13 protein-coding genes are annotated in these 12,201 nt (G+C 72.0%); 9 read left to right on the top strand and 4 right to left on the bottom strand.

From position 1 onward, the window contains the following. Positions 1 to 105 precede the first annotated feature (105 nt). From G3I78_RS04545 to G3I78_RS04535, 3 genes are all read left to right on the top strand, one after another. Positions 106 to 849 carry a tRNA-dependent cyclodipeptide synthase gene (locus G3I78_RS04545; RefSeq protein WP_164421473.1) on the top strand — a complete coding sequence of 248 codons (744 nt, stop codon included), beginning with the start codon at positions 106 to 108 and terminating at the stop codon, positions 847 to 849. A 98-nt stretch (positions 850 to 947) separates the two neighbouring features. Then, positions 948 to 1,832: an NAD(P)-dependent oxidoreductase gene (locus G3I78_RS04540; protein WP_164421472.1), complete on the top strand. Its 885-nt coding sequence runs from the start codon at positions 948 to 950 to the stop codon at positions 1,830 to 1,832. A 39-nt stretch (positions 1,833 to 1,871) separates the two neighbouring features. After that, entirely contained in the window at positions 1,872 to 2,294 is a 423-nt protein-coding gene (locus G3I78_RS04535) for a PPOX class F420-dependent oxidoreductase (RefSeq protein WP_164421471.1), read from the top strand. A 37-nt stretch (positions 2,295 to 2,331) separates the two neighbouring features. Here G3I78_RS04535 and G3I78_RS52765 read toward each other — a convergent pair whose 3' ends face one another. Then, positions 2,332 to 3,126: an IclR family transcriptional regulator gene (locus G3I78_RS52765; RefSeq protein ID WP_164421470.1), complete on the bottom strand. Its 795-nt coding sequence runs from the start codon at positions 3,124 to 3,126 to the stop codon at positions 2,332 to 2,334. A 357-nt stretch (positions 3,127 to 3,483) separates the two neighbouring features. Here G3I78_RS52765 and shiA point away from each other — a divergent pair, with 357 nt between their 5' ends. From shiA to G3I78_RS04510, 4 genes are all read left to right on the top strand, one after another. Then, positions 3,484 to 4,824 carry a shikimate transporter gene (gene shiA / locus G3I78_RS04525; RefSeq protein ID WP_164421469.1) on the top strand — a complete coding sequence of 447 codons (1,341 nt, stop codon included), beginning with the start codon at positions 3,484 to 3,486 and terminating at the stop codon, positions 4,822 to 4,824. Between the two features lie 146 nt (positions 4,825 to 4,970). Continuing rightward, positions 4,971 to 6,020 (top strand): alcohol dehydrogenase catalytic domain-containing protein, encoded by a 1,050-nt coding sequence (locus G3I78_RS53100; RefSeq protein ID WP_164421468.1) that lies wholly within the window; start codon positions 4,971 to 4,973, stop codon positions 6,018 to 6,020. Continuing rightward, a complete protein-coding gene (locus G3I78_RS04515) occupies positions 6,013 to 7,791 on the top strand; it encodes a sugar phosphate isomerase/epimerase and 4-hydroxyphenylpyruvate domain-containing protein (protein ID WP_164422091.1) in 1,779 nt (592 codons plus the stop codon). Before G3I78_RS53100 ends, G3I78_RS04515 begins: the two co-directional genes overlap by 8 nt. Before the next feature lie 53 nt (positions 7,792 to 7,844). Continuing rightward, positions 7,845 to 8,750 (top strand): aldo/keto reductase, encoded by a 906-nt coding sequence (locus tag G3I78_RS04510; RefSeq protein ID WP_239157628.1) that lies wholly within the window; start codon positions 7,845 to 7,847, stop codon positions 8,748 to 8,750. Positions 8,751 to 8,754: 4 nt separating this feature from the next. Here the strand turns inward: G3I78_RS04510 and G3I78_RS04505 are convergent, their stop codons facing one another. Next, complete coding sequence (locus G3I78_RS04505) at positions 8,755 to 9,210, bottom strand: pyridoxamine 5'-phosphate oxidase family protein (RefSeq protein WP_164421466.1); 456 nt, start codon at positions 9,208 to 9,210, stop codon at positions 8,755 to 8,757. A gap of 119 nt (positions 9,211 to 9,329) precedes the next feature. Further along, positions 9,330 to 9,857, bottom strand: coding sequence for a DUF1062 domain-containing protein (locus tag G3I78_RS04500; protein WP_164421465.1), 528 nt, complete (start codon positions 9,855 to 9,857; stop codon positions 9,330 to 9,332). Positions 9,858 to 10,180: 323 nt separating this feature from the next. On the opposite strand from G3I78_RS04500, the gene G3I78_RS04495 reads away from it, so the two are divergent. Both G3I78_RS04495 and G3I78_RS04490 read left to right on the top strand, forming a co-directional pair. Next, the gene (locus G3I78_RS04495; RefSeq protein WP_164421464.1) at positions 10,181 to 10,573 is read left to right on the top strand and encodes a VOC family protein; all 393 of its coding nucleotides are present in this window, start codon (positions 10,181 to 10,183) and stop codon (positions 10,571 to 10,573) included. A 35-nt stretch (positions 10,574 to 10,608) separates the two neighbouring features. Continuing rightward, on the top strand, positions 10,609 to 11,682 hold the full coding sequence (locus G3I78_RS04490; RefSeq protein ID WP_164421463.1) for an adenosine deaminase: 1,074 nt from the start codon (positions 10,609 to 10,611) through the stop codon (positions 11,680 to 11,682). Here G3I78_RS04490 and G3I78_RS04485 read toward each other — a convergent pair. After that, complete coding sequence (locus tag G3I78_RS04485; RefSeq protein WP_164421462.1) at positions 11,670 to 12,179, bottom strand: DUF664 domain-containing protein; 510 nt, start codon at positions 12,177 to 12,179, stop codon at positions 11,670 to 11,672. The genes G3I78_RS04490 and G3I78_RS04485 overlap by 13 nt on opposite strands. Between the last annotated feature and the right edge of the window lie 22 nt (positions 12,180 to 12,201).

Here is a 12,201-nt window from a genome sequence, read left to right as displayed (position 1 = left end):
CCTCCCCGGACCGGCCGACGGCCGCCACCGGCTGCTTCTACTCTCGATGGGGACGACCGGAGCACCACGGCGCACCGAGTGCGCGGAAAACGGGGGAACGCAGAGATGAACGACTGGGCGATGCCTACGGCCCGGGCCTCCTCGATCGTGGCCCGCCAGGGGGACGGCTTCGTCGCCACCCCGTTCTCCGAGCGCTGCGCGGGGCTCGTCGACGCCGGGCACCACGTGTTCCTCGGGATCAGCCCCGGCAACGGCTACTTCTCCGAGGACCGGCTCGTCGCGCTGCTGCGCTGGGCCGCCGCCCGCTTCACCCGGGTCGAGATCGCCCACCCCGACACCGGGACCGTGGTCTGCACCTACCTCGGCCGCGGCTACGAACCCCGGCACGCCCGCGCCCGCGCCTACCGCGACGTACGCCAGACGGCCAACCGGATCTCCCGCGCCGTGGCCACCGCCGGGATCGACCCGGACCGGCTCGGGGTCGCGCAGTTCTCCGACTTCTACGACACCCCCGGGTACCGGGCCGCCCGCGAACGCCTCGCCCGCGCGCACCGGGACCACCCCGAGTTCCACGCCACCTGCGTCCGCATGGTCACCGGCGTCCTGCGCACCACCATGCCCGCCGACTGGACCCCGACCGCCGACCAGCTGGCCGCCGGCGCGGAGTACCTCGACAGCGAGCTGCCCTTCCTCCTCGACACCCCGGCCGTCCTCGGCGTACCGGCGTCCGTCTTCGCCTACCGGGCCACCCCGGCCCTCGCCGGGTTCCTCTACGGCCCGGACGCACCGCTCCCGGCCGCGGCGACCCAGGGCTTCGTCACGGTCGAACCGCTCCCGGAGACGCGGTAGCGGCGGTCGGGCGGCGTGGCCGGACAGCATGATCCGGGCCGCGTCGGGCAAGCTCGACGCCTGACGGTACATTCGCACCCCCGCAGAGAGTTGACGTCATGACCGACAAGCTCACCGTGAGCGTCCTGGGCACCGGCATCATGGGCGCCGCGATGGCCCGCAACCTCGCCCGCGCCGGACACACCGTCCGCGCCTGGAACCGCAGCCCCGACAAGGCGAGGCCGCTGGCCGCGGACGGGGTGCGGATCGCGGACAGCCCCGCCGAGGCGGTGCGCGGCGCCGACGTCGTCCTGACGATGCTGTACGACGGTCCCGCCGCCCTGGACGTCATGCGCCAGGCCGCCGAGGCGCTGCGCCCGGGCGCCGCGTGGGTGCAGTCCACGACCGCCGGCATCGAGGCCGTCGCCGACCTCGCCGACTTCGCCCGCGCCCACGAACTGGTCTTCTTCGACGCCCCCGTCCTCGGCACCCGCCAGCCCGCCGAGGCCGGTCAGCTGCTGGTCCTCGCCGCCGGACCCGTCGACGGCCGTGACGCGGTGACCCCGGTCCTCGACGCGGTCGGCGCCCGCACGGTCTGGACGGGCGAGGACGGCGCCGAGGGCAGCGCGACCCGGCTGAAGCTCGTCGCCAACAGCTGGGTGCTCGCGGTGACCAACGCGGCCGGCGAGGTGCTCGCCCTGGCGAAGGCCCTGGACGTGGACCCGCAGAGCTTCTTCGACGCCATCGACGGCGGCCCCCTCGACATGGGCTACCTGCGCGCCAAGTCCGGGATGGTCCTCGAAGACCGGTTGTCACCGGCGCAGTTCGCGGTGTCCACCGCCGCCAAGGACGCCCGGCTGATCGTCGAGGCGGGGGAGCGGGGCGGTGTCCGCCTCGACGTGGCCGCCGCGAGCGCCGAACGCTTCGAGCGCGCCGCCGCCCAGGGGCACGGCGACGAGGACATGGCCGCCGCCTACTTCGCGAGCTTCGACGAGAAGGCCTGACACCGAGACCGGAACGCCCGACCCGAGGAGGAACCCTCCATGTCGAAACCCCCGCTGCCGCCCGAGGCCGTAGAGCTGCTGCGCCGCCCCAACCCCTGTGTGATGGCGACCCTCCGCTCCGACGGGACACCGGTGTCCACCCCCACCTGGTACCTCTGGGAGGACGGCCGCGTCCTGGTCAACCTGGACGAAGGCCGGGTCCGCCTGAACCACCTGCGCAGGGACCCGCGCGTCACCCTCACCGTCCTGGACGGCGACAACTGGTATACGCACGTCACCCTCATCGGCCGGGTCACCGAGATGTACGAGGACAAGGACCTCGCCGACATCGACCGCCTCTCCACCCACTACGGCGGCCGCCCCTACCCGAACCGCGAGCGGGGCCGTACGACCGCCTTGATCGAGGTCGAACGCTGGCACGGCTGGGGCGAGATGAAGGACAACGACCAGGCCTCCGGCTGACCGCAGGGGCGTAGGAGAGGGTGAGCGACCGGAACGCTCAGACGTCGCTGCTCAGCGGATGGCTGAAGCCCTGGTCGGAGATGAGACGGGCGCCCTCGCCGAGTTCCGTGGCGAAGCGCTCGACCGCCTCGTACGGGAAGCGGTGGCTGGGGCCGCTCAGCGAGAGGGAGGCGACCACCTTGCCGGTGCGGCCCGTGACCGGGACGGCCACGGCGGTGAGTCCCTCGTCGAACTCGCTGCTGCTGACCGCGTAACCGCGCTCGGCCGCCTCCGCGGCCCAGGTGCCGAGGCGCCCGGCCAGCGCCTCGCCCTGCGGCGATACGGCCGCGACCCGGCGCAGGAACGCCGTGGAGGCGTCCCGCAGCAGGATCTTCGAGGACGCGCCCGCCCACAGCGGCTGCTCGTCGCCCACGTCCACGACATGGCGCAGCGGGTGCGGGCTCTCCTCGTGGGCCACGCAGATGCGGTGGACACCCCGGGCGACGAAGAGGTTGACGGTCTCGCCGAGCCGGTCCGCGAGGTCGCGCATGACCTTGCGGGTCTCCTGCGGGACCTCCCACTGGCCGCGGGCGAGATAGGCCCAGCGCCACAGGGCGGGCCCCGCGGTGTAGCCGGACGGGTGCGAGCCCAGCAGCCCGGTCTCCTCCAGGGTCTGCACCAGGCGCAGCGCGGTCGTCTTGGCGAGCCCGGTCGTCTCGGTGATCTCCCGCAGGGTGATCACGGGCCGGTCCTCGCTGAGCAGGGTGAGGATGTCGAAGGCCCGCCGCACACTGCGCACCCCGCCCGCCTGCTGGTCCGCGTCGCCCGCCGCCCGCGTCTGTTCCTCGCTCACCCGCTGCCTCCCCGTGTCCTGGTGCCACCCGGCCGCTTCCGACCGTAGTCCGCTCTGCGGACCAGGGAAACCGCGACATCCGAAAAATCTTGTCACACCCCTTGAAGCCTCCCGAAGTGTCGCCTTATCGTGCCGCTCACTGGACCTTGAGTTCCGCACAGTGGACCTGAGGTCAGGGTCGCCGCCCGAACCGCCGTGGCGATGGCCCGGTTCGTACGCGACGGCGCGCTCACACCCAGGCCGCGCCGAGGCGTCACGACCGTCCCCACCGCAGCCATCCCCGCAGTGGTCCCGTGCCGTGCACCGCTCGCACGGCACGGGAGACCACTGCCCAGCGCATCCGACGGAGTGTGTGAGATGAGCAGTACGCAGCAGGCGGCCGGAGGTACCGGCCTCGCCCGGCGGGCGGCGATCGCGAGCTTCATGGGAGCCGTCGTCGACTGGTACGACTTCTTCCTCTACGGCATCGTCGCCGGCCTTCTCTTCGGCGACCTGTTCTTCCCCGACGCCTCCCCGGCCGTCGGCACCCTCGCCGCCTGGGCCACCTTCGGCGTCGGCTTCCTCTTCCGGCCGCTGGGCGGCATCGTCTTCGGCCACTTCGGCGACCGCCTCGGCCGCAAGCGCATGCTCGTCCTGACTATGCTCGTGATGGGCCTGGCCAGCACCCTGATCGGCGTCCTGCCCACCTACGCCCAGGCCGGCATCTGGGCACCTGTCCTGCTGGTCGTGCTGCGCGCCACCCAGGGCTTCGCGGTCGGCGGGGAATGGGGCGGCGCCGCGCTGATGGCGGTGGAGAACGCGCCCCGCAAGTGGCGCTCTCTGTACAGCAGCGGCGTCCAGGTCGGCGCCTCGGTCGGTCTGCTCCTCGCCACTCTGATCACCAAGGTGATGTCCGGCACCACCTCCGACGCCGCCTTCCGGGCCTGGGGCTGGCGCGTCCCGTTCCTGATCAGCGCGGCCCTCGTGATCGTCGGACTGATCATCCGGGCCAAGGTGGAGGAGTCCCCGGTCTTCACCGAGAAGGTCGCCGCGATGTCCGAGACCACCAGGCCCCGGGTCCCGCTGATCGCCGCGGTCCGCTCCAACCCGGCCGGTTTCTTCGCCATCATCGGCCTGCGCTTCGTCGAACTCTTCACCTTCTACGGCGTCACCACCTTCGGCCTGTCCTACGGCACCGACGAACTCGGCATGAGTCGCGACGACCTCCTGAACGTCAACCTCGCGGTCGGCGGCCTGGCCGTCGTCACCATCCCGGCCTTCGCCTACCTCGCCGACCGATTCGGCCGCCGCCGGGTGTACTGCTGGGGCGCGCTGATCGGGGCGGCGGGCGCGGTGCCGTACTTCTGGGCGATGGAGTCCGGCTCGATGCTGCTCATCGTGGTCTGCGCGGTGCTGCTGGTGAACGTGGCCCACGACATGGCCGTCTCGGTCCAGCAGTCCCTGTTCACCGACATGTTCGGCGCCGAGTACCGCTACAGCGGAGCGGGCGTCGGCTACCAGCTCGCCAGCGCCGTGGGCGGCGGCTTCACCCCGCTGATCGCAGGCTCGCTGGTCATCTGGGCGGGCGGCGGCTGGTCGCTGGTGGCCGCGTACGTCGCCCTGGGCTGCCTCGTCTCCTTCGTGGTCGCGCTGCGGCTGCCGGGCGTGGACACCGCGAAGGCGTCGGCCGCCGCACCCGAGAAGGCCGCCGCGGTCTGACCTCGGCGCGAGGACGGGGCCGGTCCTCCTGTGGCCGGCCCCGTCGCCCTTTCCTTCGCCGCGCCCTTGTTCGAGTGGGCCATCGCACCCTAGGCTGACCGCACAGTGGATCGTAAGGACCGTCTAGTGGTCACTTTGGAGCTCCAGTGAAAGCAGCAGTCCTCACCGCACCCGGACGGATCGAGACGGTCGACGACTGGCCCGAGCCGTCCCCCGGACCCGGCGACGTGATCGTCGAGGTGCACGGAGTCGGGCTGTGCGGTACGGACCTGGCGGTGTTCCACGGCAAGCGGGTACCCCCGTCCACCCCGTGGGTCATGGGACACGAGGGGTTCGGCCGGGTCACCGCCGCCGGAGCGGACGTACCGGACCACCTGGTGGGCCGACGTGTGGTCGTCGAACCGAACTACGCCTGCCTCAAGTGCGCCGACTGCCTCACCGGCCTGACCTCCGCCTGCCCCCACCGTGCCATCGTCGGCCTGAACGCCCCCGGCGTCCTCGCCGAACGCGTCGCCGTCCCCGCGCCCTTCGTCCACCCGGTACCCGACGCCGCCGCCGACACGGACCTGGCCTGCGCCGAGCCGTACACCGTCGCCCGCGCCGCGGTCCGCCGCAGCGGGGTCGCCGACCGGGACCGCTGCCTGGTCGTCGGTGCCGGAGCGCAGGGCCTGCTGCTGTGCCTCATCCTGTCCCGCCTCGGCATCACACCCGTCGTCACCGAACCGCACCCCGAGCGCCTGGCCCGGGCGGTCCGGCTCGGTGCCGTCGCCGACGACGGCCGCACGGGATTCACCTACGTCTTCGAGAGCTCCGGACACGCCCCCGCCCTGCGTCCCGCCGTGGACCGGGCCGCACCCGGCGCCACGGTCGTGCTCGTCGGCCTCAACGCCGAGCGGCTGCCGCTGACCACCGACGACGTGGTCCGGCGCCAGCTCGTGCTGCGCGGCTCGATGATCTACGACCACCCCGGCGACTTCACCGCCGCCGTGACCGAACTGCCCGACGCCCGCCCCGGAGCCGTGATCGACGCCCGCTTCCCGCTCACGGGGGCGCAGGAGGCCTTCGCGGGGGCCGCCGGACGGGCCGGGAAGACCTGGATCGACCTCGGGAGTGAGTATGAGCAAGGCACCGGGAGCCATCGAGCGCGGGACGTCGGGAAGGACGGCGCGGATCACGCCGGGCGCGCCCATGCGTAAGTCCATCGCCACCGTCTGCCTCAGCGGCACCCTCACCGAGAAGCTGACCGCCGCCGCGCGGGCCGGTTTCGACGGGGTCGAGATCTTCGAGAACGACCTCCTCGCGAGCCCCCTCGCCCCCGAGGAGATCGCCGCCCGCACCGCCGACCTGGGCCTGAGCATCGACCTCTACCAGCCGATGCGGGACATCGAGGCGGTCCCGGAGGAGACCTTCGCCCGCAACCTGCGCCGCGCCCGCCACAAGTTCGACCTGATGCGCAGGCTCGGCGCCGACACCGTCCTCGTCTGCTCCAGCATCTCCCCGCAGACGCTCGACGACGACGCCCTCGCGGCGGAGCAGCTCAGCCGGCTCGCCGACCTGGCCCAGGAGTCCGGCGTCCGGGTGGCCTACGAGGCACTGGCGTGGGGACGGCACGTCAGCACGTACGACCACGCCTGGCGGATCGTCGAGAGTGCCGGCCACCCGGCGCTGGGCACCTGCCTGGACAGCTTCCACATCCTCTCCCGGGGTTCCGATCCCAAGGGCATCGAGGACATCCCCGGCGAGAAGATCTTCTTCCTCCAGCTCGCCGACGCCCCGCTGATGGCCATGGACGTCCTCCAGTGGAGCCGCCACTACCGCTGCTTCCCGGGCCAGGGCGGCTTCGACGTGGCCGGATTCCTGCGGCACGTCCTGAACGCCGGGTACGACGGCCCGCTGTCCCTGGAGGTCTTCAACGACGTCTTCCGCCAGGCGGACGCGGGCCGTACGGCACTCGACGGACTGCGCTCCCTGCTCGCCCTGGAGGAGAACGCCGGGGTCTCGCCGCTCCCGGCCCCCGTGATCCCCTCCGGCGTCGCCTTCGCCGAACTCGCCACCAGCGACCCCGAGCCCGTCGGCGAACTCCTCACGGCCCTCGGCTTCACCCGCACCGCCCGCCATCACGGAAAGCCCGTCGACCTCTGGGAGCAGGGCGAGGCCCGTGTCCTGGTCAACACGGGCTCCGCCGGCCGCCGCACCGACACCACCCTGGCCGCCGTAGGCCTGGAGACGGCCGATCCGGCGGCGTCCGCCCGGCGCGCCGAGGCCCTGCTCGCCCCGGCCCTGCCCAAGCGCCCTACCGCACAGGACGTACCGCTGGAGTCCGTCGCCGCCCCGGACGGCACCGAGGTCCTCTTCTGCGCCACCGGCCGTCCCGAACTCCCCAGCTGGACCGATGACTTCGCGTACACGGCCGAGAGCGGCCCCGCCGATGTGACGGCCATCGACCACCTCGCCCTCACCCAGCCCTGGCACCACTTCGACGAGTCGGTCCTCTTCCACCGCACCGTCCTGGGCCTCAGCCCGCACGACACCGTCGAACTCGCCGACCCCTACGGCCTGTTCCGCAGCAGGGCCCTCTCCGCCTCCGCCGACGGCCCCCGGCTGGTCCTCAACCTCGCGCCCACCCCGGAGGAGGACGGCGAGACCCGGGCCCGGCACGTGGCGTTCGCCGTCGAGGACGTCGTCGCCGCGGTGCGCCGCTTCCGGGCGGCGGGGGCCGGTCTGCTGCGCGTCCCGGCGAACTACTACGACGACCTGGAGGCGCGATTCGAGTTCGCGGAGGGGGAGTTGGAGACGTATCGCGCACTCGGCATCCTCTACGACCGCGACGAGCGGGGCGGTGAGTTCCGGCACTGCTACACCGAGACGGTCGGCCACGTCTTCTTCGAGTTCGTGCAGCGCACCGGCGGCTACTCCGGGTTCGGCGCGGCCAACGCGCCCATCCGGCTGGCCGCGCAGCGAAGGTAGGAGTTCGGAGAAGGCCGGAGTCGGCGGGTCCGTGGATGTGTCATCATCCGCCGATGACCTCCGAAACGATCACCGCGGACGCGGCAGGCACCTGGACACTCGGCGATCTCACCGTCAACCGCATCGGCTTCGGCGCGATGCGGCTGACGGGCAGCGCGGCCTTCCACCACGGCACCCCGAGCGACCGCGGGCGCTCGATCGCCGTGCTGCGCAGGGCGATCGAGCTCGGCGTCGACCACATCGACACCGCCGCCTTCTACTTCTCCTCGCTGCGCTCCGCCAACGAGATCATCAACAGCGCGCTGTCCCCGTACCCCGACGGCCTCCTCGTCGCCGCCAAAGTCGGGCCCTTCCGGGACTACGCGGGGGAGTGGGGGACCTCGGCCCGCCCCGAGGACCTGCGCGGTCATGTCGAGGAGAACCTGCGGCAGTTGGGGCGCGACCACCTCGACCTGGTGTACCTGCGCCGGATGCGCCAGGACTCGATCACCGAGCACTTCGGGGCCCTCGCCGATCTGCGCGACAAGGGCCTGATCCGGCACCTCGGCATCTCCGACGTCGAGCCCCGCCACCTCGCCGAGGCCCAGGCGGTCGCGCCGGTGGTGTCCGTGCAGAACCGGTTCGGGCTGGGCTCCGGCAACCCCGCCACCGACGAGGTGCTGCGGATCTGCGGCGAACAGGGCATCGCCTTCGTGCCGTTCTTCGCCATCGCGGGGGAGGCCGGATCGCAGGGCGCCACCGCCGACCACGACGAGAAGGTCCTGGCCGTCGCGCGGGCCCACGGAGCGAGCCCGGCCCAGATCCGCCTCGCCTGGACCCTCGCCCAGGGCCCGCACGTCCTCGCCATCCCCGGCACCGGCAACCCCGACCACCTCGCCGAGAACATCGCGGCGGGCGCGCTCCGGCTCACCGACGAGGAACTGCACACGCTCGACTCACTGCATCACAAGGCGGGTTGAGCGGTCATACGGCCCACACGCCGTCCTCCATGACGTACCGCCCGCGCATCTCGTGCACCCCGTGCAGCGCCTGCACCGTGCGCGGGCGCACCTGGAAGAAGGCGTAGGCCGCGCTGTCCTCGCGCGGATCCCAGCCCGTCTTGGCCCGGAAGGCCTCGATCGCCGCGGCCGGCACGTCCTGGCCGCCGTACGTCCGCACCTCCCCGTCGATCAGCACGACGTCCTGGGTGTCGCCGAACGCCAGCCGGGTCCGGGCGCCGTCGCGCAGATTGCGGCCCGTGGGATTGGTGATCCGCGTGGACACCCAGACGGACTCCCCGTCCCAGACGAACCACAGCGCGACGAGACACGGCATCCCGTCGCCGTCCGCCGAGGCCACCCAGATGTCCGTCTCCCGCTCCAGCCGGGCCAGTACGTCACGCTTGCGCTGTTCGAGGGTGCGGCTCTCGGTGATCGTCATGGGCGGGACGCTACCGGGCATCCGGGGCCGGTGCCTCGGTCCTGGGCCCTAAGACCCCGGACCGAGGCACCGAAGCCCCTCAGCGGTTCAGCCCGTCACGCCCTCAACGCATCAGCCCCTCAACGCTTCAGCGTGAAGGTGAAGTCCCCCGACAGCCGGCCGCCCAGCCGGACCGCCGAGACGACGTTCCCCTCCGCGACCAGACGCTCGACCTCGGCCCGGGAGAGACCCAGACCCTCGGCGATCAGCCGTACCGGCCGGACCGGAATCCGGGCCGCGAAGCGGACCGCGATGTCGATCGGATCGGGCGAGGAGTGATCCGAACCGCTGGTGTCGAGGCGCCAGGCGTCCGTCCAGTCGAGGGCGACGCGATTGCGGCGCCGCAGGAGCGGATCCTGGAGCAACTCCGCTGCCAGGGCAGGGTCGTTGTCGTGCATCCGGTCCAGCAGCTCCGGCCGTACGGAGCGTACGTTCGTCCGCTCCAGGACCGTGAGCTTCGCCGTCTCCCCGCAGCCGGTGCAGAGCACGAGCAGCCAGGCGTCGATGAGCTTGTGGTGCGCGTTGACACGGAACTTGCCGTTCGCGCGGAAGCGGTCCGACGCGCAGGTGTGGCAACGGCGGAGGACGAGCGGCAGGCAGGTGGGCATGACCACCCAGACATTGAGCACAGAAGGACACCGTTTCGGTGAGAAGTCCGCAGCAAGAAGCAGCGCGGCGCACAAGCGCGACGCGCGACCGATCAGCTCTCGGGGGGTCTCACACGGTGTACAACGGCACGTCCTCACCTGGGGAACTCGGTTCGGCAGCAAGGTAATCGCACGGGGCGGCGCCGTTCCACCGAATTTCCGCGGCCTCGCCGGTGATCACCGGCCTGTCGCACCCGCCTCGTGAGCGGCCTCCGGAGCGGACTGGCGTCCACGACGTTTTACGTATAACCTCTCCCGTCAACCGCACGTCCCGGAAGGTTTCGATGAGACGCATCGCCCTGGTCACCCTCGTCGTCGACGACTACGACGAGGCGATCCGCTTCTACACCGAGGCCCTCGGCTTCACGCTCGTCGAGGACACCCCGCGGCCCGACGGCTCCCGCTGGGTCGTCGTACGGCCCGACGAGCGCGAGGGCGGCACCGACCTGCTGCTCGCCCGCGCCAAGGACGAGGCCCAGCGGGGCCGGGTCGGGGACCAGACCGGCGGGCGCGTCGGCTTCTTCCTGCACACCGACGACTTCGCCCGCGACCACGCCCGCATGCTCGCCGCCGGAGTGACCTTCCTGGAGGGGCCCCGCCACGAGCCCTACGGCTCGGTCGCCGTCTTCCAGGACCTGTACGGAAACCGCTGGGACCTGCTCCAGCCCGCCGCCTGACCCTCCCGCCCCCCTGTTCGAGGAAAGACCCCGCCATGACCGCTACGCGCGTAGACGCCGATGTGATCCGCCGCCTCCCCAAGGCCGTCCTGCACGACCACCTCGACGGCGGCCTGCGCCCCTCGACCGTCGTGGAACTGGCCGCCGAGGTCGGGCACACCCTGCCCACCACCGACCCGGACGAACTGGCAGCCTGGTACTTCGAGGCCGCCAACTCCGGTGACCTGGTGCGCTACATAGCCACCTTCGAGCACACCCTCGCCGTCATGCAGACCCGCGAGGGCCTGCTGCGCACGGCCGAGGAGTACGTCCTCGACCTGGCCGCCGACGGGGTCGTCTACGGCGAGGTCCGCTACGCCCCCGAGCTGAACACCAACGGCGAGCTGACCATGGCCGAGGTCGTCGAGACCGTCCAGGAGGGCCTGGCCGCCGGTATGGCGAAGGCCGCCGCCGCGGGTACTCCGGTGCGGGTCGGGACCCTGCTGTGCGGGATGCGGATGTTCGACCGGGTGCGCGAGGCCGCCGACCTGGCCGTCGCCTTCCGGGACGCCGGTGTCGTCGGCTTCGACATCGCCGGTGCCGAGGACGGCTTCCCGGCCGCCGACCACCTGGCCGCCTTCGAGCACCTGCGGCGCGAGAACGTGCCCTTCACCATCCACGCCGGTGAGGCGCACGGCCTGCCCAGCATCCACCAGGCCGTCCAGGTCTGCGGAGCCCAGCGCCTCGGGCACGGTGTGCGGATCACCGAGGACATCCCCGACCTCGCGGCGGGCAAGCTGGGCCGGCTCGCGGGCTGGGTCCGGGACCGCCGTATCGCCCTGGAGATGTGCCCGACCTCCAACCTCCAGACCGGCGCGGCCACCTCGATCGCCGAGCACCCCATCACGGCGCTGAAGGACCTCGGCTTCCGGGTCACCCTCAACACCGACAACCGGCTGGTGTCGGGGACGACGATGACCCGGGAGATGTCCCTGCTGGTCGAGGAGGCGGGCTGGACCGTCGAGGACCTGCGCACGGTCACGGTGAACGCGGTGAAGAGCGCCTTCATCCCGTTCGACGAGCGCAAGGCCCTCATCGAGGACGTCGTTCTGCCCGGTTACGCGCTCTGAAGCAGCCCCCGCAGATAGGCGGCCTGCCCGACGTGCTCCCAGCAGTCGGACAGGACGCTCACCAGCCGGACGCCCAGCGTCACCGGCGGATCCCAGTTCGTGTCCACGACCCGTTCCAGGTCCTCGGCCGCCAGCCCGCGCAGGGCTTCGAGGGTCTGGGCCTGCACGGCGTCGTAGTAGCCGGTGAGCAGGTCCGCGGAGTCGACCCGCACCTCGGCGACCTGCGCCGAGGTGTGGCCGTACCCGATGTCGTGCGGTGCGAGGCCGAGGCCGAAGCGCTTCTCCCAGTCCTGGGTGAGCCAGACCTGGTCGAGGCCGAAGCCGCCGGCCACGTGGTCGTCCTGGACGCGGGTGAGATGCCAGATCAGCCAGGCGACGGAGTTGGCGTCGGGGCCGGGGCGATGGTGGAGGTCGTCGAGGGTCAGGCCCTCGACGGCGGTGTGGACTTCTTCCTGGATGCGGGTGTACGCGTCGATGAGGATGTCCTTTGCATGCATGGGGTCCACCCTCGCGCATTCC

This window comes from Streptomyces sp. SID13726, assembly GCF_010548375.1.
Taxonomy (GTDB): Bacteria; Actinomycetota; Actinomycetes; order Streptomycetales; family Streptomycetaceae; genus Streptomyces.
This window is presented reverse-complemented; position numbering and strand designations above follow the sequence as displayed.